Below are 24881 nucleotides of genomic sequence, written 5' to 3'. Positions count from 1 at the left end.
CAGAACTAAGGTCAAAAAATGGTTAGACGCGCGAATTATAGAGGTGCGGTGCATCGCCCTGCTTCTATCCGTTACATCCGCTAAATCCGTTACAAAATCCGTTGCCGAACTGCCTTCTATCCGTTACATCCGCTAAATCCGTTACAAAATCCGTTGCCGAACTGCCTTTATTTAGGAACTCCCGCCGTCAAGACTTCATGGCTGTCAACTGTCACCAAAACATCATCTTCAATTCTCACGCCAATACCGCGCCATTTTTCAGGAACCTCCGGCTGTCCTTCAACGGGTTTAATATAAGGAGAAATATAAATCCCCGGTTCCACCGTCAGCACTTGTCCTGCCTGCAAAACTTGCGGATTTTCGCCGTACTGATAAACGCCGACATCGTGTACATCCAATCCCAGCCAATGCCCGGTGCGGTGCATATAAAACGGCTTGTATTTCTCCTCTTTAATTATCTCTTCAATGTCCCCGACCAAAAGTTTTAAATCCATTAAACCTTCCACCAAAACGCGCACTGCTGTTTCGTGAATTTTGCTGTAAGGATTTCCCGGAAATACTTGACTAATTGCCTGCAATTGTGCTTGCAAAACTAAGTCATAAATTATCTGTTGTTCGGCTGTAAATTTGCCGCTAACAGGAAACGTGCGAGTAATATCGGCGTTGTAGTAGCCGCAAGCACAACCTGCATCTATTAGCAGCAAATCGTTTTCCTGCATTTGGCGGTTGTTTTCGATGTAGTGGAGGACGCAGGAATTGTAACCTGATGCAACAATTGAAGGGTAAGCGGGAGTGCAGCCATTTAAGCCAAAAGTATGTTCTATTTCTGCTTGAATTTCATATTCGTACCTGCCAGGTTTTGCGAATTCTTGAGCGCGGTTGTGCGCTGCAACTGAGATATTAGCGGCTTTTCGCATTAATGCTAATTCTGTTTCGCTTTTCACCAGCCGCATCGGGTGTAAAATGATGTTGGAATCTTCGATGGCTGTCGGGCCCGTGCCGCGTTTCGGGTAGGTTTTCATCAAGCCCTGCCAGTGATTGAGGACTGTTTGGTCGAAACTACGATCGCGCCCGAAGTGATAGTATATGCGATCGGCTTTTTCTAAATATTTCGGCAATTTTTCTGCAAGTTCGGCGATGGGAAACGCTTCATCCGCGCCGTACAATTCCTTAGCGCCTTCAACTCCGGCGCGATAACCGTGCCAAGTTTCTTTTTCCAAGTCTTTTGGCTGCACAAACAAGACAAATTTGTGTTCTTCGTGGTGCGGCGCGAGCACTGCTACGGCCTCCGCTTCGTTGAAACCGGTTAAGTAGAAAAAATCGCTATCTTGTCGGTATGCGTATTCTACATCGTTGTGCATGACGGCTGCGGGGGCGCTGCGAAATATCGCCGTCCCGCTGCCAATTTTTGCCATTAACTGTTCGCGTCTTTGCCGGTATTCGCTGGAGTTTGTCATCCGATTTTAGATTTTAGATTTTAGATTTTAGATTTTAGCCTACACAAGTATAGGGTGCGCGGTTAACTACCCTGCGGTTATTCTCTCAAAAATCAACTCGGCGGTTAAAACCGCTGCTACACAGACAAAACCCGCCTGCGCGGGTTGAATTTCTTCAGTCCGCGTCGGCGGACTTTGTTTGTGTAGGAGCGAATTCTATTCGCCCTGAATATTTCTGAATATTCACTTTTTAAAGCTGAGGAACGTACTGTTCTTTTTCAGGAACAAAAGTGTATTCAGAGACGATTAGGCGCAACTCTTCACCGTCGATGGTTTCTTTTTCGATCAACAAATCGACTAAGCGATCGATCACGGTGCGATTTTCGCGAATAATTCGGCGGGCGTCATCGTAGCAGCGATCGACAATTGCTCGAACTTGTCCGTCAATCCGAGAGGCAATTTCTTCGGAATATTCCGATCGCGCGGTGTAGTCGCGGCCGAGGAAAATTTCGCTTTGCTGGGCTTCCAGGGCGATCGGGCCCAAGGTAGACATCCCGTAGCGAGTCACCATTTGCCTGGCCATGCCGCTTACTTGCTGCAAGTCGTTGCCGGCACCGGTGGTTACTTCGGCATCGCCGAAAACAACTTCTTCGGCTGCGCGGCCGCCCAAAGCACCGCTAATCCGGGCTAAAATTTGCGATCTAGAAATCAAACCTTGGTCTTCGCTGGGCATGAACCAAGTCAAGCCGCGGGCCTGTCCGCGAGGAACTAAGGTAACTTTTTGAACGGGATCGTGGGCTTGAATGATTGTACCGACGATCGCGTGGCCGATTTCGTGGTAAGCAATCAAGCGCTTGCTCTTGCTGTCCACCAAGGGAGTGCCTTCCATACCTGCTACCACGCGATCGACTGCATCGTCAACTTCGAGCATCGTAATCGCTTCTTTGCGGCGTCTCGCTGTTAAAATAGCCGCTTCGTTGAGCAAGTTAGCCAAATCAGCCCCGGTAAAACCAGGAGTGCGGCGGGCGATGGCGTCCAAAGAAATTTCCGCAGACAGCTTTTTGTTGCGCGCGTGAACTTCCAAAATTTCCAACCGGCCTTTAATATCCGGCGTATCTACGCTAACTTGGCGGTCAAAACGTCCCGGACGCAGCAGCGCTGAGTCGAGCACGTCGGGGCGGTTCGTGGCCGCAATGATGATAATCCCAGTATTGCCCTCAAAACCGTCCATTTCGGTCAGCAACTGGTTCAGGGTTTGTTCCCGTTCGTCGTTACCGCCGCCGATACCTGCGCCGCGCTGGCGGCCCACTGCATCGATTTCGTCGATGAAGATGATGCAAGGAGCATTTTCTTTAGCTTTCTTGAACAAGTCGCGGACGCGGGAAGCGCCGACACCGACGAACATTTCGACAAATTCCGAACCGGAGATGCTGAAGAAAGGCACGCCTGCTTCGCCTGCGATCGCTTTTGCCAGAAGGGTTTTGCCGGTTCCGGGAGGCCCCACTAGCAGCACGCCTTTGGGAATCTTCGCCCCGACTGCGGTGAAGCGTTCGGGTTTTTTGAGGAATGTGACGACTTCTTGAAGTTCTTCTTTGGCTTCCTCAACGCCTGCTACGTCGTCAAACAGTACGCCTGTTTTAGCTTCCATTTGAAAGCGAGCTTTGGACTTGCCAAAATTCATGGCTTGGCCCGGGCCGCCGGGAACGTTGCCGCCACCGCGCCGGAAGAGGAAGAACAGCCCTCCTACTAACAAGAGGGGAAATACTAGATTGCCTAAAAGTCCCCAGACTGCGCCGTCGTTCCGCAGGGGGTGAGTGTCGAAGCTGATTTTGGAGTCTCTGAGTCTAGAAACCAGTTCCGGGGCATTTGAGGGCAAGTCCACCCGCCACCGCTGTACGTGATTGTCCAGTTCAGGATCGACTGCTTCGACAATAGCCGTCCGACCTCCGTCGTAAAGGTCAACGCTGGTGACTCGATCGGCGTTTAAGTAATCTAAGAATCTACCGTAGCTCAGGCGGGTGCTGGCGGTGTTCTTGGTCATTTCTGCAGGAGATGGGGCAAAGGCCCCCTGCCACAAGAAAAAGCCGATGACTAAGACGGGTAAAGTCCAAAGTAGTATAGTTTGCCAAGAAATTTTCATAAATGCGGATGCCTCGAATTGGGGATCGATCGGATAAGATCGCGGTGTCGGCGGAGTGCGACAAAAGTTTACACTCAGAATCTTAACTAAATTTAACTTAACAATGTACTCTCAGGCAACAGGCCGTATTGCCGCAGGTATCGATCGAGAATACGCCTCGACCGAAACCATCCAGGGTACAAGCCCCCGGATCGCGACCCCTGTTGTCGCCTCTAAAATCTAAAAATCTAAAAATCTACAATCTACAATCTAAAATCCATTAAGGGCGATCGTCCCGAATATAATGTTTGGTGCTGATTTCGATACCGATCTAGGTAGAGTTAGAAGAATCGCCTCAAAACCCACTGTCTTTAAGCGTGGCAGTGTCAAGGGATAAGGCATGATAATGGTGAGGCTCAGTGAGGTAACACATTTCAATGACAACTAGACAGCTTGTTCCTAATTCGGCTATGCTGACGCAGCAGACTAAAGTCGCTTCTCACAAATCGATTATTAGTGCTGACTTGGGTCGGACGGCAACTAAAGCTTGCGTCAGTCGCAACCCCAGCAGCGTTGTTTTCATCCCTGCCAACGTGGCTGCTATGCCCGTGGAAAAGGTGCGGGGCGGCAGCTTTGAGTCGAAAGCAACAGACCCTCTGTTGGATATGTGGCTGGAGTACCAGGGCAAAGGGTACGCGATCGGTCAATTGGCGGCAGATTTTGGCGCTAATCTCGGCGGCGCAGACCAGTCGAAAGTAGTAGATGCTTTGGTTAAGGTCTTTTCCTGTGCTGGATATTTCCAGATGAAAGGCGACATAGCAGTTGTGCTGGGTTTGCCTTTTTATTCGCAGGATCAGTTTGAGAAGGAAAAGGAAGAGATTATCAGCCAACTGCGATCTCCCCACGTTGTGGTGTACCGCGGCGAGCGTGTGGATATTAACATCAGTCACGTTTGGGTGATGCCCGAAGGATTCGGCAGCCTGATTTGGTGCGAGGCTCAAGACAACAAGGAGTTTACGCCGGAGTTGCCGGAACTGTCGGTGGCTGTTGTTGATATCGGACACCAAACTACCGATTTGTTAATGGTCGATCGTTTCCGGTTCGCCCGGGCAGCTTCTAAGAGCGATTCCTTCGCAATGAACAAGTTCTACGAACAAGTTGCCTCAAAGATTCCGGGAGCAGACCCTCAATCTCTGTCTTTACTGGAAGCGGTGAATAAACCGGAAGGCCAGCGTTTCTACCGTCCGAGAGGAGCGACTAAGCCGACTGATTTAGATCCGATTATTAAGGATTTGCGAGAGGCTTTCGCTAACGAACTGTCCGAACGTTTGGTGCAGTGGCTGCCGGAACGTGTGACGGATGTGGTTCTAACAGGCGGGGGCGGCGAGTTTTTCTGGGAGGTGTTGCAACCTTTGCTTAAAGACGCCAATCTTAAGGCTCACTTGGCTCAGCCTTCCCGGAAAGCTAATGCTTTGGGACAGTTTATTTATGCTGAGGCTCAGCTAGCCACGATTAAGTAACGCATTAAGGCTTGAACCCTATGGCACTGTGGGCAAAAAATAAGGCGAATTTCTCGGTGGCGTTTACGGAAGATGCTGCGGATCAAACTTTGCTGGCCGCTATTGAAAAAGAGTTGGCTTTCACGAAGTATCAGACTTTCAGCAATCTCTGCAAGCAAGCTTTGTGGCAGTTTTTGTCTGTATCTGAGTCGGCGTCTGAGTCGGGGGGTTCTACACCTAGCTTTCAGCGGTTGGAACAGCGTATTGCTGAACTTGCGGTCAAATTTGCTGAGTTCGAGCGCACTGTTTCTGCTGAGGAATTAAGCCGTTTGGAGGGACTGGAACATCACCTGAGTCAACTGGGCGCGCAGTTGGATCAGTTGCAGGGGAGTGTTAACAGTAAGTTTGCTCAAGTTTCTTTTGCCCAAGTTTCAAAAGTAGTAGAGCCTGACCCGATGGAGTCTGAGTCTGTGGCGGATGATAATGTAGTTTCTGATGCTGAGGTTGCTCCTCGTCGGGATTCCGATCCTTTGTTGGAGCGTTTAAGTTCTTTGTTACCGCAAGATTTCTAGAATGAGGTAGGCAAGGTTTTTTAGCCTTGAGATGTGCTTTTAGTGGCTGGCTGTTCTTAGCCAGTGCTGAATAAATAAACAAGCCGATCGCTCTTTGAAAAAAAGGGCGATCGTTTTGTTATTTGTTATTTGTCAGTTGTCAGTTGTCAGTTGTGTGTGGTTACAAATTATCAATTACCAATTACCAATTACCATTATTCCATCAATCCTAATTTTTGCAATCGCGAACGAATGGCAGCGGGCTGTCGCTGAAATTTCTTTGCTAATTCGCCAATTTCTTGACCGCTAGCATATTCATTCTTCAAATTATCATCTTCATCCCTAGTCCATTTGACATAAGCTCTGGGATACTTCAGGCGAATTTTTTCATTCTGGGTTTTAGGTCGATCGGCATTATTCTCAATCTCAGAAATGTCTGGCGGCAAATTGCGATCGCCCACTGCCGCCTGCACCCGGTTAGGAATAGCAGCAATTTCTTCAGATAGCCGCCCTAAAGCATCATCTACTTTTTGCTGAAGTTCTGTTAGCTGCCGCTGCTGCAAATTTCCCCACTGCGGTAGTTCGTTGATAAACTGCTGCAAGTCCAGAATTATTGTTGTCAAAGTTTCGACTTGTTGCAACTCCGGTCGCTGTTTGAATTGGCGGCTGGTGAGTTCGATCTCGCTTTGAATCATTTTAATAGTTTTTTCTAAAATTATTAGTCGCTGGCGCAGGTTCTCAATTGCTGAAATTAGAGAGTGTACGTTTTCTCCCGGCCCCACATTGAGATTTTCGCGAGATGTTTGGGAAAGAGCTTCGTCTAAAGCATTTACAGCAAGTTGCAATTGCTCGATCGCGCGATCGGTAGTAGCTGCTTGTTGATTTACGCGATCGAACACAGCCGCCGTACTTGTTTTAACTTGCCCGTGCAGCTTCTGGCGGTTGACAAAATTCAACACCAGCGAAATCACTACAGGCACTTGAGCATAAACGCTCTGCCCCCAAACCAAACTAGCAGCCAATCCCACAGCAGAAGCAGCAAGAAAAACCAATTCAGCAGTTTCTAACAAATTGTTCGACTTGGAATTTTGGATTTTGGTTGGTGAATTGGATGATGACATAAGTTAATTGGGAATTGCGAATTGGGCATAGGGCATAGGGCATAGGGCATAGGGAGGCTGTAGATCGCCGAATTGAAAATTACTAGAGTTTTTTTTATATAACAATCTACTTAAATATATTAAATCTGCAAAATTAGTCGAGCTAAAGTGAAATAAATCAAGACCCCGAGGACATCAACTGCGGTGGTAATAAAAGGAGCAGACATTAAAGCGGGGTCTAAACCCAAAGAACGAAATAGAAACGGCAGAGATGAACCGGCAATAGAAGCTAAAATTGCGATCGCAAATAAACTCACTCCCACCGCGACTGCCACTGCTAAACTCCCTTGCAAAGTGTAAGCCCAGCCCGTCGCTACAGTCCCCAATATAGCTCCCAGCAGCGCTCCCGCCATCCCCTCGCGAACAATTACTTGAAACGGGCCCATTGCTGTAATTTCGTCAGTGTTCAAACCGCGAATTACAACAGTTGAGGACTGAGCTCCGACATTGCCTCCAGTGCCAGTCAGCAGCGGAATAAAGGCTGCTAAGGCGACTACTTGGTTCAAAATATCTTCTTGAGCTCTAATAATTGCGCCGGTGACTGTATTAGTTAAAAGCAGAACAAACAGCCACACGACTCTTTTCCGGGCAACGGTGATTAAATCGGTCTGAAAATAATTATCGCCGCCGGACTGGACGCCGCCCAAGGCATAAATATCTTTGTCGGCTTCTTGTTCTAAAATGTCGATCGCATCGTCAACTGTAATGATCCCGACCAGACGCTGTTCGCGGTCTACAACGGGCACAGCTAAAAAATCGTAACGCTGGATCAGCCTAGCTACTTCTTCTTGATCCGTGCCAGTTTGAACAGAAACTACGTCGCGGGTCATAATTTCGCCGACAGTTTTGTCGAGGGGCGAAGTGACTAAATCCCGCAGGGATAAAATGCCGGTCAAGCTGCGTCCGGCGTCGGTGACGTAAAGAGAATAAATTGTTTCGGTAGTTTTAGCCAAAGAGCGAATTCGGTCTAAAGCTTGGGCGACGGTAAAGCTTTCCTTCAGAGAAATGTATTCCGGGGTCATGATCCGGCCGGCGGTACTGGCTTCGTAACCCAAGAGTTGGGCCGTAGCTTCGCGTTCCGTCGGACTCAATTCACCCAACAGGCGGCGGACTAATATTGCCGGCAGTTCGTCAAAGAGTTTAGCTCGATCGTCCGGGGACATTTTGTCTACAATGTCAATGACTTCTTGGCGTTTGAATTTTTCGCAGAGGGACTGCTGAACGCTGGAGTCGAGATATTCGTAAACTGCGATGGCTTCGTCTTTGGAAAGCAAGCGGAAAGCTATTACTTGCATGGTTTCTGGCAGGCCTTCGATAGCTTCAGCTATGTCTGCTTCCTGCACCGGGTGCAAAATCGCTTTTGCTCCTTTAAAGTCTCCTTGTTCCAACAGGGCCTTTAACTGCGATCGAACTAATTCCCGCAGTTCTTTTCGCGCGTAGGTGGGTAGAGAAGACGATTGATAATTTTTTTCTGTCACTGATGACCCTCCTAAACCTGTGCTCCGCGCCTTCCTGAATCCAGTTTAGAGCTTATTGACGCCACTGGTTGCAGCGATCGGACTTACCATGAAAATATCCGCATCTTACCCCTATTCTTCTGGTGCACGCGGAGCACTTGGCCCGATTTGCGATCAAATACATTTATCTTGATCGGCGACACTCATCGGTAAGAAAGGAGTATTGCGCCCGAGCACTTTTTCCAACAGATTCGTCGAACTTTGATTGCGAATAAAATTATTGACTGTTTCTTGCCATTCAGTATCGCTTGCTGGCAGGATCATGCCGTAGGAAATGCAGGTTAAAGGCTGCTCGGGTATCAGAGAATATTGGCTTTGAGTTAAACCCTGTCTCAGCGCTTCTCCGACTAACAGCATTCCGTCGCTGGCGAAGGCATCGATTGTTCCCGATGCGGCATCTTTTACACCCGACTGTCGGCCCGCCATACCTTCATAAATTCGCTGGTTGGCTAGTTGATATCGGCCTGCAATAAATTGTTGGGTAACAGAACCGCTCAGCACGCCAATTGTCACGTCTTGCAGGAATCCCGAAGGATTGACTTTCAGTTTGTTTTCGGGCTTGACTAACAGATAGGTGCCGCTGTATAAAAAAGGCAGCGAATATGCAATCCCGCTGGGGGGATTTTTTAGGATTGTATTAGGCCCGCATTCTAGGTGAGCGCGCTTGCTGGTAACGCTGCGGAAGCGCCCTTTTTCGGCTGATTCGTTGAGGTCTGTTTCTAGTTTTTCTAAGCGGACGGAGCGATTTAATTTCTTTTCTAAGTCTGCTCTGAAAACTTCTAAGCCTTCGATGCAAACTCCTTGCCATTTTTCGCCTTCTAAGTAGCCGAAGGGAGGGGCGTCTTTTCTGATGCCTGCTTTGAGAATGCCGGTTTGCCTAATTTCTTCCAGTGCTGTCTGGGCTGAGGCAACTGTAGGTAAAGCTGCGGGGAATAATATCGCAAGTATGGCTGTAAATGCTGCGAGTTTTAGGTTTTTGTTAGTTGGTGCTGAGTTCATTAGTTTGGCATCTAAATAGATATTTTACTGGTTTTTAATATGATACACAAAAAAACCATATTGTCAATATATTTTGGCGGTCTAATTTTGGGCGATCGGGCTGTTTTGGGTGGTGCGATCGCCTAACTTCAACCTGCACCCTCTAAAATTCAGTTTCGGGCGTTTTGCCGCACACAAGTGTCGCCTGTTTTAATTAAGTCGCCATATCCAAGAATTTACAGAGGCTCTCTAAGCTGTGGAGCATTTAAACCACCGGGCGGGGCCTGTAGGGTGCGTCAGCTAGAACACTTACGCTTACAAGGGAAACGAGAAAGGAGCCGTGGCACCCTAAAATACTATTTTAAATGCGTAACAGCTTATCAGCTTATCAGCTTTAACTGCTATATTTTACTGCTATTTTACTACCCAAATTAAACCAATAATTGATATTTTTCTTGTGCCAAACGGTAAAGCGGCCGCCACACCAAACGGTTAGTCAATACAACCAACAGCGACATCACAGAAGTAGCAGCCAAAAGCAAGGGAAAATTCCCTGATGCCGTCGCCTGAGAAATAGTTTCTCCCAAACCCTCTGTAGTAACAATTTGACCTTTAAACTGCACGTATTCGCTGACAATACTGGCATTCCAAGCTCCGCCAACTGCCGTAATAATTCCTGTGATCGAGTAGGGAAAAATTCCAGGTAAAATTAAACTTTTCCAGCGCTGAATCAGGGATAGTTTGTAAACTTGTGCAGCTTCAAATAACTCCGAAGGTATGGCTTGAGCGCCAGCAATAACATTAAACAGCAAATACCACATTGTACCCAACATCATCAGCGCCACAGAACCAATTTGCAAGCCCCCTCCAGCTTGAATTAAAGCTAGTAGCAATACGGGAAATAAAGCGGTTGCCGGTACAGAAGCTGCTATTTGTACTAATGGCTGCAAAATTTGAGCTAAACGCGGATTTCGACCGATCGCCACTCCGACCGGCACTGTCCACAACAGCGATAAAAATAGCGCGCAAATGACTCGCAAAGCCGTGAAAAATGCACCAGTGATGACTTTTTGCCAGTCAGACAAATTCAGCAACCGCAGCAGCAGCACCGCTTCCCAAGTTCCCCAAAGCACAATGACGGCAAACCCGCTGACAAATATCCAATTTATCCAATTTCCGATGCGGTTTTTTTGTCTGGGATTTGTTGGTAAATTAGCAGGTGCAAAAGCTCTTGCCAAACCGCGATCGAAACTGTCTCCAATCGGCGAAATGCGCGACTTCAATACTCGCAGCGTCGCGGATCGCCTCAAAAAATCCAACAACTTTGACTGCGGTACATTGGTAGCTTCTCCGGCTTGATATTTAAACTTTTCCACCCAAGCAATCAAAGGCTGCCAGATCGAAAAGTCTATGGCTATAATAACACCAATTAATACTGCTAAACCCCAGCCGATCGCCCCAAAATTACCTTCATTGGCTGCCTTGCCCAAATAGGAACCGAGTCCGGGCAAATTAAAGTTTTTGTCACCCAAGGTAAAAGATTCGATCGCAATCAAAAAGAACCACCCGCCCGATACTGACATGACACTGTTCCACACCAGTCCGATCGCACCAGCGGGCAATTCTAACGTCCAGAACTGCTGCCAAGCATTGAGCCGATAAACTTGAGCAGCTTCCTTTAGTTCTCGCGGAATGCCGGAAAGCGACTGATAGAAACTAAAGGTCATATTCCAAGTCATCCCAGTAAATATTAAGATAATCGATGCGAGTTCTACGCCGATTCTTTGACCTGGAAATAAAGTAACTAGCGCTAAAACAACTCCCGGCAAAAAAGATAAAACCGGAATCGATTGCAAAATGTCTAACAAGGGAATTAAAATTTTTGCTGCCAGGGGAAAAGTGTAAGCAGAATAAGCATAAACTAGGGTAAACAGCAGGGATAAAAAATAGGCTGCTGCCATGCGTAAAAGACTCTGGGCTGTATATGCTGGCAAGACATTTAGCGTAGTCTCAATTTTAAAGTTTGGGTTGTAGTCACTGCTGAATTGAGAAGCTGTTTGGACAATGACCAAAATTAGAGAGAAGATTGCTAGAATCAGCAAGCCGTCTTGCCAAGTCCAAGCTGACCTTTCTAAAGTTTTATTGGCGGGCGTTAGAGGTCTTGTCATAATGCAGAAGGTTTCCGAAGGGAGAGGGGGAGAATTGGAGGGGGAGAGGGGGAGAATTGGAGAGGGGGAGAATTGGAGAGGGGGAGAGGGGGAGAGGGGGAGAGGGGGAGAATTGGAGAGGGGGAGAGGGGGAGAATTGGAGAGGGGGAGAGGAGGAGAATTGCCCAATGCCCAATGCCCAATGCCCAATGCCCACTGCCAACTGCCCAATGCCCAATGCCCAATGCCCAATGCCCACTGCCAACTGCCAACTGCCAACGGACTACTGACTACTGACTGCTGACTGCTGACTACTGACTGTTGACTTCTGATTCTAAGAAGATTTCGCCGCCCGGTTCATCGTAACTGTACAACTCTGCATAGCGACCCCAATCAATAGCAGTTTTCAGTTGCCGCATTGCTTCTTTGGGGCTGAAGTGGGCTTCTAGAATATCCAAAATTAACTCTTCAGAAATGCGGTGATTGCGCTTGGCCTGAAGCATTCGAGAAATTTGCTGTACGAGGCGAATATTGCCCAGAATTTGGGTGCGAACAATTTGTTTGCGCTGGTCAATGCCGCCGGCAATGAACTGAATGCCAACTGGTGTTAAAAGGAGGTCGCCTTCTTGAATTACCAGAAATTCCATTAATTTTGCTGCTTCCACGATCGGCAAAATGTCGTCAACCTCTAACATTAATTCTTGACCGAGGCGGTAGAGGTCTTTTTCCTTGCGGTCTTCCAAGAGTTCCAACAAACCTGCGATCGCACCGGTTCGCACCTGCGGCAGAGATTGGTATTTAGCGCTTTGAGGGGGTTGAGGTTGAGACACAGCAGCGGCACTTTCAGCAGGTGCTGTCACTGTTTCGCAGCTCAATTCGGGATTGGTGAGAATTTTGTAAACTTGGTCTACGAGAGCTTGGAATTCCGCAGTTTTGCGATCGCGGTAGTGCGGCAAAGTCACTGTCAATTCGGCGCGAATTCGCCCCGGATTGCGACCCAAGACTACAACTCGATCGGCTAAAATTACCGCTTCCTCAATCCCGTGAGTTACGATTAAAACAGCTTTAGTCGGAATCTTCTTTTCTAGCCACAAATCTAATAACTCAAACCGCAAGTTTTCTGCCGTCAGCACGTCTAAAGCTGAAAACGGTTCATCCATGCAAAGCAATTCGGGTTCCACCGCCAAAGCTCTAGCAAATCCCACCCGCTGCCGCATTCCGCCAGAAAGTTCTTTCGGATAAGCATTTTCAAATCCGTCTAAACCAATAATGTCAATCATCCGCAAGGCTTTTTGCCTGCGCGGTTCTGGCAATTCTCCTTTAGCTTTTAAGCCTAATTCTACATTTTCTAGTACCGTCAGCCAAGGATAAAGGGCAAAGTTTTGAAATACAATTGCCACCCCAGGATTTAAGCCGACTAAAGGACGATTGTGGTAGAGAACTTGACCGCCGCTGGGCGGGATCAGTCCGGCAATCATCCGCATTAATGTTGATTTACCGGAACCGGAAGGTCCGAGCAAAGCTACTATTTCGCCCGATCGCAGATCTAAATTAATTGGCTCTAAAATAGAGATTTTTTGACCGTTGGGCTGCTGGTAAGCTTTGCTAACGCCTTCTAAGGTGATGAGGCACTCTGTTGCTGTTTGAACTATCACAACTAAACCTCCGCGCTTGTTGTTTAAATTTAGTCAGTAGTCAGTAGTCATTAGTCATTAGTCATTAGTCATTAGTCAGCAGTCAGCAGTCAGTAGTCAGTAGTCATTAGTCATTAGTCATTAGTCATTAGACCTCTTGCAAAAGTCCTTTTAATCAAATTTTGGAACGGGCTCTCCGGCCCGTTCCACAAGGAAAATGTTTTTTGTGGGATGGGCCGGAGAGCCCGTCCTAGTTATTTTTGCAAGAGGTCTAGTATCTGTGCTATGGGAAAAACTTGGTATTACTATCTGACTAATACCAATTTTTTATGAGGCTGCATAGAATCCGATCCCCCCTAGCCCCCCTTAATAAGGGGGGGACAAGATTCCGCTCAAAGTCCCCCTACAACCAGGGGGATGCGAGGGGGATCGAAATATGTGCAACTTCACATTAAATTGGTATAACGTCAAAGATCCACAAAATTATCTGCCGGGCAAGTATGTAAACTGTACCGTCGCCGTTGGAGAGTATAATCGGCGTTTTTACTCACAAAAGGTTTACTCTGATTGTCTTATTTGTGGGTAAGGAGGAATAATGGAGTAGAAATTAAAATTTATGCAACACCGGATATTTTATGCAGTTCGTATAATCAGACAGTAAATTCAAACTGCAAATGTGTTGGGCTGGGATTTAGACTCTTAGATCGAATTAAGGAACAGGGAACAGGGCAGAGGGAACGGGGAACAGCAAAACTATTTTATGTAGGAACAAGCCTCAAAAGCTGTATCAGAATAGTGTATAATTGTCAAAAAACAGATTTAACATTACAAGATGCGTAATAATTTGCGTATTGTGCGATCGCAATTCTCTGGGATCTTAATATTATTACGGAATGTTTAAAATTGTATCTTTTTCTTAAAATTTTATATTCTTTACCAATTTTTTATTTTTTTACTCTAGGTCTTCTTATGGTTGCTTCAAGCAGTTTACAGCACTTTGCAACAAGAGTTAAATACCCCTCAGTTAAAAAATAGGTCTTTATGACAAACAGCCCCTGCTGCTCGGATCAAATGCTGCGTCACATTCTCCAGAATCAAATCTACTGGTTTTGTCGCCCGTGTTGGCAAACAATGCCTATTTATACCATTTCTCTAAAATCGTGCAACACTCTTCGACCCCCCGGCTGCATTGCGGGGGGAACAAGAATACTGTTGCATTCTTTTTTAAAATTGGTAAGCTGTTGTGCATTTAATTTGTATGTTGAGGGCGGGCAGGATGCCCACCCCACAAGAGGAAAAATTTATTTGACTATGCAATCTAAATGCGGATTAGCTTATTACAATCTGAACATATCTGGCTCATCGCCCTCTCTAAATTTATTTAGAGAGCTAGAGCTTAAGGAACAATATTCTTGCTCTCTGGAATTTAACCGTTCAATTTAGGGATGATAAAGTTTAGAGATTGTCCTAGCGATAACAGGTTTTCACGTTCAAAAAATTGCTCTGTTGCATCATTAAATTATAAAATCATAGCCCAACAATTTGAATAGTAATTATCTATTAATATATCGCTTAGTTTATGGCTATCACTCGACTCAACTTGATTAGGACATTATGCCAAACACCATTTAAAAGATTGCTACCTCTTCTGCTTGGTGTGTTGGCTTCTCTTGCTGTTTTACTTACGTGGCAACAGCTAACCATCAACGGACAAATTCACATTGAGCAGTTAATTCAGCAGGAAGCCAATGCGATTCAGTCACAACTGAGCGAAAAACTGTCAAGCCGGATGCTGGCACTTCGGCGAATGGCGCATCGCTGGGAAGTGAATGGCGGTACACCAAAGGAGCTTTGGGAAGCCGATGCTGTGGCTCATCTAGAGGATTTCTACGGTTGTCAAGCGATCGAATGGGTCGATCGATCGTTTAAAGTTAGGTGGGTTGTGCCGTTGGCGAAAAATGAGGCAGCACAAAACTTAGATTTGAGTCGCGATCCTCGTCGCCAAATCGCTTTGCAGGTAGCTCGCGATTTGCGCGAAATTGTCCTAACACACAATATTTTACTCGCTCAAGGGGATAAGGGATTTTTCGCGATTGTTCCTTTATTTGTGGGCGATCGGTTTGATGGGTTTATTGTGGGAGTTTTTCAGTTTAAAACTCTATTTGATAGCATTTTAAAAGTGTCAAATGGCTACAATGTAGCTATCTACGATCGCACAGAATCGATCTACGGTCAGAAGATCCCATCTCAACCCTCGCTACAGAAAACAGCTATAGTTAAAGCATGGCGTGCAGACTGGCGAGTGGAAGTTTCCCCAAATCCAGAATTAATAACATATCTGAAATCTCCTTGGCCAGTAGTTGTGCTAATTGGCGGCTTAGTTTTAGCGTGGCTGTTTGCATTAGTTGTGTATATGATGGAAGTACATTATCGCCAAATTTCTCAATTAAAAAAAACGAATTATCAGTTGCAGTTGGAGATCGACCAGCGACAACAGGCAGAAATTGAGAACGGTAGACTAGCTGCGATGGTCGAATCTTCGGAAGATGCTATTATCAGTAAAGATTTAGAGGGTGTAATTACAAGCTGGAATTTAGGAGCCGAGAAACTGTTTGGTTATACAGCAGCAGAAATAGTAGGGCAATCTATAAGTAAGCTGATTCCAGCAGAATATGAATACGATAAAGAACAAATTCTCCATAAAATTAAGCGCGGAGAATACATCAAACATTATGATACCAAGCGGCTCACAAAAGATGGAACATTAATCGATGTCTCAATCAGTATTTCGCCTATTAAAGATGAGAACGGAAAAGTAATTGGAGCCTCAAGGATTGCTCGAAATATCGCCGAACGCAAACAAGCAGAAGTGGCTTTACAGGAAAGCGAAGCTAGATATCGGCAATTGACCGAGAACTTAAATGCTGGTTTCGTGATTCACGCGAGCGATACCAGCATTCTATTATGCAATTTAACGGCTTGTAAAATATTAGGGCTTTCAATGGATCAAATGCTGGGGAAAACCGCGAGCGATCCGGCATGGCATTTCGTGCGGGAAGATGGCAGTGCAATGCCGATCGAGGAATATCCCGTGCAGCGGGTTTTATCCACTGTGATTCATCTCAAAAATTATGTTCTAGGAATCTACCGCGAAAATCATCCTTTAGTTTGGATATTAGTTAATGCCTACCCAGAATTCGCTCCAAACGATCAACTCAAACAAATTGTAATTACATTTATTGATATTACCAAGCACAAACAAGCAGAGGAGGAAATTCAACAAACTCGCAATTTCTTACAAGCAGTGCTAGATTATTTACCTGTTGCCGTTTTTGTCAAGGATGCACATCCCGAAAATTTTGGCGTACTTCAGTTTTGGAATAAAACCAGCGAGCAGTTATTTGGTATTTCAGCCAAACAAATAATCGGCCAAAGTGGCTCTGATTTTTTCCCAACCGAGCAGGCAAGATTTTTCGAGCAAAAGGATAGAGAAGTCTTTGTCAAGGGGAGTGCTGAGGATATTTCGGAAGAAGTCATCGATAGTCATAGTCTGGGTAAACGTTGGCTGCATACGGTGAAGATTCCCATTTACGATAAACAGCATCAGCCCCAGTACCTTCTTTGTTTTTCAGCAGATATCACCGATCGCAAACAAGCCGAAGGGGAACGGCTAGAAATGAGTGAGGTCATGGAAAATGCGGTGTCGGGCATTTCCAAACTGGATATTCAAGGACGTTATCTCTACGTCAATAAAGCCTATGCTGACATAACAGGCTATCAGCCAGAACAAATGATCGGGATGCCCTGGCAAGATACCGTATATCCCGACGAATTGCAAAAACTGGTTGCAGCCTATTGGCAGATGGTGCAAAAGGGTAGACTTGAAGTTGAAACCACAGGAGTTCGTAAGGACGGTTCGGTTTTTTACAAGCAATTGGTGATGATTGCCACTTACGACGAACAGCACCAAATTCTGGGGCATTACTGCTTCATGAAAGATATTAGCGATCGCAAACAAGCCGAAGTTGCACTAGCCCGAGAACTCCTGCGGACTAAAACGTTTTTCAACACTTCCAGGGACGGTGTTGTTATCATGAATCGGCGCGGAAACGCGATCGAAGCCAGCCCTAGTTTTGCTCTAATGCTGGGCTACAGCTTAGAAGAAACCCTGAATATGAATGTCTCTGATTGGGATGTTCAATGGACGCAGGAAGAACTACAAATCATGCTCAATAGAGAGGAGATTGTTCCTCTGTTTGAGACGCGACATCGCCGCAAGGATGGTTCAGTTTATGATGTAGAAATTAGCTGGAACCGGGTAGAATTAGAAGGTGAAATGATGAACTTCTGTATCTGCCGGGATATCAGCGATCGCAAACGCATTGAAACGGAACGCCAACAAGCAGAACAGGCACTCCGAAAAAGTGAAGCTCGCTTCCAAGCCTTCATGAATCACAGCCCTGCCCCTGCCTGGATTACCGATGAAAATGGTGTAATTCTCTATGCTAGCCAGACTTATCTCCATACCTTCGAGTTACCCACTGACGATCTGATTGGCAAATCCATTTTTGAAATTTATCCCGCCGACATCGCCCAACAATTTCTCGACAATATCCAAGCGGTTATTCAAACCCAGGAGGTAATTGCAACGGTTGAGGTTGCGCCCCGTCGAGATGGAACGCTGGCTGATTTTCTCGTTTACAAATTTCTCATCCCCGACTTATCTGGGCAAATGCTAATTGGTGGTGTGGCGATCGATCTGACGCAACAACATCAAGCTGAAACCGCTTTACAAATTAGTGAGGAACGCTTAATGCTAGCACTAGAAGCCTCTGGAGATGGACTGTGGGATTGGGACATTAAAACTGGAAAATTTTACCTGAGTTCCCACTACCAGGAGATGCTGGGCTACAATCCTGGTGAGTTGGTGATGGATTTCAACGTCTGGGAGCAAATCGTTCATCCTGACGATCGAGTCTGGGTTTTTGAGTATCTCAACAGTCACTTGCAAGATAGCTCAATTAAGTATGCCTTTGATTATCGCGTGCGTTGCAAGTCAGGGGAATGGAAGTGGATCGCTGACTACGGGAAAGTCGTTGCCTGTGATGAACAGGGTAAGCCTTTACGGATGATTGGAACACACAAAGACATCAGCGATCGCAAACAAAAAGAACTAGCACTGCGACAAGCAATGGAAGCGGCAGAATCAGCAAACATGGCGAAAAGTATCTTCCTCGCCAATATGAGCCACGAACTCCGCACACCCCTCAACGTAATTCTGGGATTTGCCCAGGTGATGGCCCATGACCCCTCCCTCACTCCCAACCAGCAAGAAGACCTACAAACCATTCGTCGCAGTGGCGACCATCTCTTGAGTTTGATTAATGATATTTTAGACCTCTCGAAAATTGAATCAGGACACTGCACAGTAGAAGAAAGTGGATTTGACTTAATTGCCTTGCTACATAACCTGCGAAATATGTTAGCAGAACGAGCCAATTCTAAAAGACTTGACCTTTGTTTCGAGATTGCTCCCGAAGTTCCCCAATTTATTCTTTCCGACGCTCAAAAACTGCGCCAAGTTTTGCTGAATCTTTTGAGTAATGCGATTAAATTTACGGAGCGGGGAAGCATTACTGTGCGCGTCAGCATCAAGGCTCCCGCTACAGAAGTAGCATTCACAATTCGGACTATTCTCCAGTTTGCAGTGAGTGACACGGGTGTAGGGATTGCACCCGAAGAAATTGACACTATCTTCGATGCGTTCGTGCAAGCCCGAGCTGGAAAGCAATCGGTAAGCGGCACAGGGCTAGGATTGACCATTAGCCGCAAACTCTTAGAGCTCATGGGCGGAGAAATTGCTGTTAGTAGCATTTTAAGACAGGGAACTACATTTACCTTTACTTTCCCCATCACTCCCACCAGTGGAGTTAACCTCACATCCGAACAGCACGATCGCCTCGTGATAGGGCTGGCTCCCGGTCAACCCCACCATCGCATTTTGGTAGTTGACGATCGCGCCGAAAATCGCCTGTTGATAGTCAGATTGCTGACACAATTAGGATTGGAGGTACGAGAAGCTACCAACGGACAGGAGGCAATCCAGCTATGGCTTGAATGGCAACCCGACCTCACCTGGATGGACATCAGAATGCCCTTGCTAGATGGATACGAAGCCACCAAAAAAATTCGGGCAATGGAACAGGGACAAACCAGCATCATTATTGCACTCACAGCACAGGCTTCTCAGAGCGATCGCACCCTCGCCCTCGCTGCTGGCTGCAACGACTACATCAGCAAACCCTTCCGAGAAAATACGCTATTTCTCAAGATGGCGGAATACCTGGGCTTAGAGTATGTCTACCAGAAAGAGGAAACAGTGCATGAGAAACAGGAAACATACCTCTCCTCTACGATCTCTCCCGTTTCAGATTCCCTCGCTCCAACACTTATGGCAACATTACCAGAAGCATGGCTGGCTCAATTGGAGGAGGATGCTGTATGTGGAGACGATGGGGCGATCGTTGAACTTGTATCTCAACTGTCCCCAGAACTCGTTCAACTTGCTACCCGTCTGACTGAACTTGCCAACCAGTATCAATTTGAGCAAATTCTTCAGCTAATTCACGGCAATTCCCCAACCTGATACCAATTTTTTATGAGGCTGCATAGAATCAGATCCCCCCTAGCCCCCCTTAATAAGGGGGGGACAAGATTCCGCTCAAAGTTCCCCTTCTTAAGGGGGATTTAGGGGGATCGAAATATGTGCAACTTCACATTAAATTGGTATGAGTGGAGGATAGGAAAATTCTTCAATCCAAAATCCCAAACCTAAAATCCACAATTGACAAGTTTTTAACTTTTAGAATTACTTAGTTTAAAATGCAAATACCAATTGCTACCAAACCACCCTCACTCACTCCTTTAGAGTTGACAACTTTAGAGCATTGCAGCGATGAATCAGTGTATGCTCCCGGTTATATTCAACCTTATGGAATAGTTTTGAATTTGCAAGAAGCTGACCTCAACATTTTACAAGTGAGTGAAAATGTAAAACTGTTTTTTGGCATAGCGGCAGAAGGATTGCTGGGTCAGCCCTTACAGCGATTATTTTCCCGCGCTCAAGTGCAACGAATTGCCGAATATCTGAGCGAAAATAACCTAGAAATTCATAATCCGTTTGAGCTAAAAACACACCGGAGAAGTGCCCAGGCAGATCGGGGTCGGAAAACTCAGATTTTTAGAAGCACGCTGCATCGGACAGCAGATAGGTTAATTCTGGAACTCGAACCCCAACTTACCACGAACAAAACTCATTCAGTCCACTTCTATCATCGCCTCCAAGCTGCCATCCTCAAACTTCGCAGCGCAACCAACCTTTCCGATTTAGCTCAAACCCTTGCCAAAGAAGTGAAAGCGATGACCGGGTTCGATCGCGTCATGATCTACCGCTTTGAAGCCGACGATCATGGGGTGGTGATTGGAGAAGAAAAAGAAAGCCATTTAGAAAGTTATCTGGGATTGCATTATCCGGCGATCGATATTCCCGTACCCGCCCGCAAATTGTTTTACCGCAACTGGGTGCGCCAAATTCCAGATATCAATTACACACCTGCCCGCCTAATTCCTACTAACAATCCCCTCACCAATACACCCCTGGATCTGAGTGATTGTGTGTTACGGGGAGTCTCTCCCTACCACATCGAATATTTGCAGAATATGGGAGTCGCCGGGTCGCTGACAATTTCGTTAATTGACGATCGGCGTCTCTGGGGATTAATTGCTTGTCACCATTACAGCCCGCGATTGGTGAATTACGAAACGCGCAAAAGTTGTGAATTTTTAGGACAATTTGCCTCGATAGAACTGGTGCATCAGCAAGAACGAGAATTGAATGTTTACCGAAAGCAAGTAAAAACTATTCACGATCAACTTCAGCAGGCATTCCAGCGAGAGTCCAATTTTATCGAACAGGTATTGACTCGAAATGCCTCTGAACTGCTAAATTTGGTTCACGCTCAAGGCGCAGCCATCCTGCTTGACGGTCGTCTGACACTGGTGGGTCAAACACCATCTGAATCAGAGATAGAGGAGTTTGTAAAGTGGTTGGCGCAACACAACCAGGAACGAGTGTTTGCAACAGCTTCTCTCTATCAGTTGTATCCCCAAGCGAAGCAATTCAAAGACCAAGCCAGCGGTGTTTTAGCAATCTCAATCTTGCTGAGCTATGTCAAAGAAAAGTCATACCACATTCTTTGGTTCCGACCCGAACAAATTCAAACCGTAAACTGGGCAGGTAATCCACAGGATGCCCTCACAGTCGATGAAATTGGAGCAATGCACTTGTGTCCCCGGAAGTCGTTTGAACTGTGGAGGCAGACAGTGCGGGAAATGTCTTATCCTTGGCAGGTGGTGGAGTTAGAAGCAGCCGCCGAAATGAGAAACATCCTCATGCTGGCAGTGCTGGAGTTTTCACAAGCTGCCCTAGAACAAGCCGCAGAGCGGGCTGCGATCGCTAACCGCGCTAAAAGCCAGTTTCTTGCCAAGATGAGCCACGAACTCAGAACGCCGCTGAATGCTATTCTGGGATTTACCCAGCTTATGAACCGCAGTCCTAATATTCCATCCGAATTTCAAGAGCATTTAGGTATCATTAATCGCAGTGGAGAACACCTGCTAGCATTAATCAATGACGTTTTGGAAATGTCCAGAATTGAAGCCGGCCAATTGGTACTGAATTCAAGTTGTTTTGATTTGCATCGGCTGCTTTTTTATATTAACGATATGTTCGTCCTCAAAGCTTCTGAAAAAGGTTTGAATCTGATTAGTGAGTGGGATGCTACTGTGCCGCGCTATGTCTGCGGTGATGAAGCCAAAGTTCGCCAAATTTTGATTAATCTGCTAGGGAATGCGATCAAATTTACAACCACAGGAAAGATTGCGCTGCGGGGACGAGCTTTTTCATCAGACGGTATGCCATCTGGAACGCTAAGCGAAGGCGAAGAAAACATCCACCCAACCAGTTTGACGCTGCCTATTTCTGTTCCCTATAATCTATCCGATATTAAAAAAACAATTACCCTGCATTTTGAGGTTGAGGATACCGGATCTGGTATTGCGCCCTCAGATTTAGAATCTATTTTTGAAGCTTTCATGCAAACCGATTGCGGTCGTCATGCAAAGGGAACGGGTTTAGGACTGTCTATCAGCCGTCAGTTTGCTCGTCTGACGGGAGGGGATATCACTGTCCGAAGCAACCTGAATCAAGGATCGACTTTTACCTGCGAAGTTATTTTGGATCTACCGGAGTCCCTTGATTTAGAAGAAGCTGAAGCCGATCTCGTTATCGGGCTGGAATTAGGGCAACCGATGTACCGAATTCTAGTCGCAGAAGACGTTCCAGAAAATCGGCAATTGCTGGTGACACTGCTGGATTCAGTTGGGTTTGAGGTGTGTGCGGTTGAAAATGGGACACAGGCGATCGCCCGCTGGCAAGTATGGCATCCAGACCTGATTTTGATGGACATTCAAATGCCTGTCATGGATGGTTGTGAAGCGGCGAGGCAGATTCGATCGCAAGAGTCATTAGTCATTAGTCAGTCGCCATCAGCAGACAACTCTGAGCATAAGATAAATGACAAAGGAAAAATCACCAGCATCATTGCTCTCACTGCATTAGCTTTTGAAGACGATCGCAGCGCCAGTCTGCAAGCCGGTTGCGATGACTACATTACCAAGCCGTTTAGTGAAGCCACACTTTTCGACAAAATAGCTTTTCACTTGGGTGTCCGCTACTGCTACGCTAAAAAAGTTCTCGGAGAGTCATCTGTTTTACTACCAAAGACCTTGACTACAGAAGATTTGAAAACTATGCCTATCGCATGGATTGCAGAAGTCCATGAAGCAGCACTCGATCTGGGCGATCGCAAGCTCTATCAACTCATAGCTCAAATTCCCAAGGAGAAACAAGATATCATTGAGGCAATGATATCGCTGGTCGATAACTTCCAGTTGGAAGCGATCGCAACTCTCACCCAATTTTAGAAAGAAGATTATGGCGACTTTACTTAAACTTGCTGCCCAAACGAATATTCTGATCGTGGACGATACCCCAGACAATTTGCGGTTGTTAGCCAAAATCCTAGAGTCACAGGGCTATATTGTTCGCAAATCGCTCAACGGTAGAATGGCTCTCGAAGGTGTTCGCCGCAACTCTCCGGATCTGATTTTACTTGACATTAATATGCCTGAAATGAATGGGTACGAAGTTTGCCAACAGTTGAAAGCATCTGAAACAACTGCTCTGATTCCGATTGTTTTTATCAGTGCGCTCGAACGACTCGAAGACAAGGTACGGGCGTTTGAATTGGGTGGTGTAGATTACATCACTAAACCTTTTCAAGAGCAGGAAGTGCTGCTCAGGGTAAAGAATCAATTACTCATTCAACAGCAACACCAACAACTGATCGAACAAAATCAACGTTTAGAACAGGAAATCCAGGAACGTCTGAGGGCAGAGGCAGAAGTAAGGCAGCTATCCCTGACGGATGAATTAACTGGATTATATAACCGACGGGGCTTCTTTTTACTAGCAGATCAACAACTAAAAATTGCTCGCCGCACGCAAACCAGCTACTATGTTTTATTTGCTGACTTAGATGGTTTGAAAAAGATTAACGACACTTTCGGACACGAAATGGGAGACAGAGTAATCGTTGACTCCGCTCAAATATTGAAGCAAACTTTTCGTGATTCAGATATTGTGGCTCGACTGGGAGGAGATGAATTTGGTTTATTTGTTCCTACTTTTTCGGAAAATTCATATAATTTTTATAATCGGCTGCAAGCTAATATTGATAGCTTTAATCGACAGCACGATCGAGCCTATCTACTATCAATAAGTCTAGGGGTGCAGGCTGGGGATTTCAATAATGACTTTTCATTAGAACAATTGGTGGCAAAGGCCGATCGACTTATGTACGAGAATAAACGCACCAAAAGCTGTTTAAATCATTAACTGTTCTTTTGAGAACAGCGATATCCGATCGCAAGAAGCATTATTTATTAAACGTGAGATTAACCGATAAAGAGTAAACTGAAAACAAAATAGGGAAACAGCTTGAAGACTTTAGCCCTCCGCCGGAAAACACCATGCAGTAAACATCATTACACTTAAACCTGACAGGGTGGCAACCCCGTTAAAAGTTCTCCCTGTATTAGGTTAAGGGAACTTGTGTTCAAAAGATGTCATTGTTATTGTCCGCAACCCCGATCTAAAATCGACTGACTGATGCTGTATGGGTTGGGAGTTTGCCTACAGTTTCATCATTTTTTATAACTGGTATTATTTGCACAAACCGATTTTATCTATTTGCCAATTCGTGCTAAAATGATGCCTAGCTGAACGGCGATTGCTCCGAGTATGGCACTGCCAGCCCAGTAAAAAGCAGCGATGCTGTAAGATCGATCGCGCCACAAGACATTCGTCTCTAAACCGTAAGTTGAAAAAGTAGTATAAGCTCCCAAAAAGCCCGTTGCTACCATTAACCGCACTTCCGACGGAATAGTCGGCACTCGTTCAAAAGCGAGGGTGATAAAAAATCCCACAGCCAACGTTAATAAAAAAAGTTCTGTAAAGAAAATTTGTACCGAAACGGTTGCCAAATCAGAAGGTGATATAATACCGATTTAAAGCGCCGGCAACCGTACCTAAACTAATTGCGATCGGGTGGCGGATATTTGGGTATTGCTGCATACAGCTATTAGACCTCTTGCAAAAATAACTAGGACGGGCTCTCCGGCCCATCCCACAAATTTTTTTTTCTTGTGGAATGGGCATC

The 24881-nt window shown here is 46.0% G+C and carries 13 protein-coding genes; 5 read left to right on the top strand and 8 right to left on the bottom strand.

Translation table 11 applies throughout. The annotated features are described in order from the left end of the window. Window positions 1-167: 167 nt before the first annotated feature. Both QUB70_RS03130 and ftsH2 read right to left on the bottom strand, forming a co-directional pair. Window positions 168-1457, bottom strand: a complete 1290-nt coding sequence (locus tag QUB70_RS03130) for an aminopeptidase P N-terminal domain-containing protein (protein WP_332978275.1) — start codon at window positions 1455-1457, stop codon at window positions 168-170. Window positions 1458-1686: 229 nt separating this feature from the next. Then, window positions 1687-3576, bottom strand: coding sequence for an ATP-dependent zinc metalloprotease FtsH2 (gene ftsH2 / locus QUB70_RS03125; RefSeq protein ID WP_332978274.1), 1890 nt, complete (start codon window positions 3574-3576; stop codon window positions 1687-1689). 416 nt (window positions 3577-3992) lie between these two features. On the opposite strand from ftsH2, the gene QUB70_RS03120 reads away from it, so the two are divergent. Then, window positions 3993-5075 (top strand): ParM/StbA family protein, encoded by a 1083-nt coding sequence (locus QUB70_RS03120; protein ID WP_332978273.1) that lies wholly within the window; start codon window positions 3993-3995, stop codon window positions 5073-5075. A gap of 20 nt (window positions 5076-5095) precedes the next feature. Continuing rightward, window positions 5096-5626, top strand: coding sequence for a hypothetical protein (locus QUB70_RS03115; RefSeq protein ID WP_332978272.1), 531 nt, complete (start codon window positions 5096-5098; stop codon window positions 5624-5626). A 194-nt stretch (window positions 5627-5820) separates the two neighbouring features. Here QUB70_RS03115 and QUB70_RS03110 read toward each other — a convergent pair whose 3' ends face one another. The 5 genes from QUB70_RS03110 to QUB70_RS03090 all read right to left on the bottom strand — a co-directional run bounded on the left by QUB70_RS03110 (window position 5821) and on the right by QUB70_RS03090 (window position 13062). Further along, window positions 5821-6726, bottom strand: coding sequence for a hypothetical protein (locus QUB70_RS03110; protein WP_332978271.1), 906 nt, complete (start codon window positions 6724-6726; stop codon window positions 5821-5823). A 119-nt stretch (window positions 6727-6845) separates the two neighbouring features. Continuing rightward, window positions 6846-8243 carry a magnesium transporter gene (mgtE, locus tag QUB70_RS03105; protein ID WP_332978270.1) on the bottom strand — a complete coding sequence of 466 codons (1398 nt, stop codon included), beginning with the start codon at window positions 8241-8243 and terminating at the stop codon, window positions 6846-6848. A 153-nt stretch (window positions 8244-8396) separates the two neighbouring features. Then, window positions 8397-9281 (bottom strand): amino acid ABC transporter substrate-binding protein, encoded by an 885-nt coding sequence (locus tag QUB70_RS03100; RefSeq protein WP_332978269.1) that lies wholly within the window; start codon window positions 9279-9281, stop codon window positions 8397-8399. A gap of 410 nt (window positions 9282-9691) precedes the next feature. Beyond that, window positions 9692-11428, bottom strand: coding sequence for an ABC transporter permease (locus QUB70_RS03095; RefSeq protein ID WP_332978268.1), 1737 nt, complete (start codon window positions 11426-11428; stop codon window positions 9692-9694). Window positions 11429-11718: 290 nt separating this feature from the next. Continuing rightward, window positions 11719-13062 (bottom strand): ABC transporter ATP-binding protein, encoded by a 1344-nt coding sequence (locus tag QUB70_RS03090; RefSeq protein WP_332978267.1) that lies wholly within the window; start codon window positions 13060-13062, stop codon window positions 11719-11721. Between the two features lie 1558 nt (window positions 13063-14620). Here QUB70_RS03090 and QUB70_RS03085 point away from each other — a divergent pair. From QUB70_RS03085 to QUB70_RS03075, 3 genes are all read left to right on the top strand, one after another. Further along, complete coding sequence (locus tag QUB70_RS03085) at window positions 14621-19687, top strand: PAS domain S-box protein (protein ID WP_332978266.1); 5067 nt, start codon at window positions 14621-14623, stop codon at window positions 19685-19687. A gap of 236 nt (window positions 19688-19923) precedes the next feature. After that, the gene (locus QUB70_RS03080) at window positions 19924-23085 is read left to right on the top strand and encodes a response regulator (protein WP_332978265.1); all 3162 of its coding nucleotides are present in this window, start codon (window positions 19924-19926) and stop codon (window positions 23083-23085) included. 10 nt (window positions 23086-23095) lie between these two features. Beyond that, entirely contained in the window at window positions 23096-24058 is a 963-nt protein-coding gene (locus tag QUB70_RS03075; RefSeq protein ID WP_332978264.1) for a GGDEF domain-containing response regulator, read from the top strand. 350 nt (window positions 24059-24408) lie between these two features. Here the strand turns inward: QUB70_RS03075 and QUB70_RS03070 are convergent, their stop codons facing one another. Further along, complete coding sequence (locus tag QUB70_RS03070) at window positions 24409-24705, bottom strand: fluoride efflux transporter FluC (RefSeq protein ID WP_332978263.1); 297 nt, start codon at window positions 24703-24705, stop codon at window positions 24409-24411. Window positions 24706-24881 lie beyond the last annotated feature (176 nt).

This window comes from Microcoleus sp. A003_D6, assembly GCF_036702825.1.
Classification (GTDB): Bacteria; Cyanobacteriota; Cyanobacteriia; order Cyanobacteriales; family Microcoleaceae; genus Microcoleus.
This window is presented reverse-complemented; position numbering and strand designations above follow the sequence as displayed.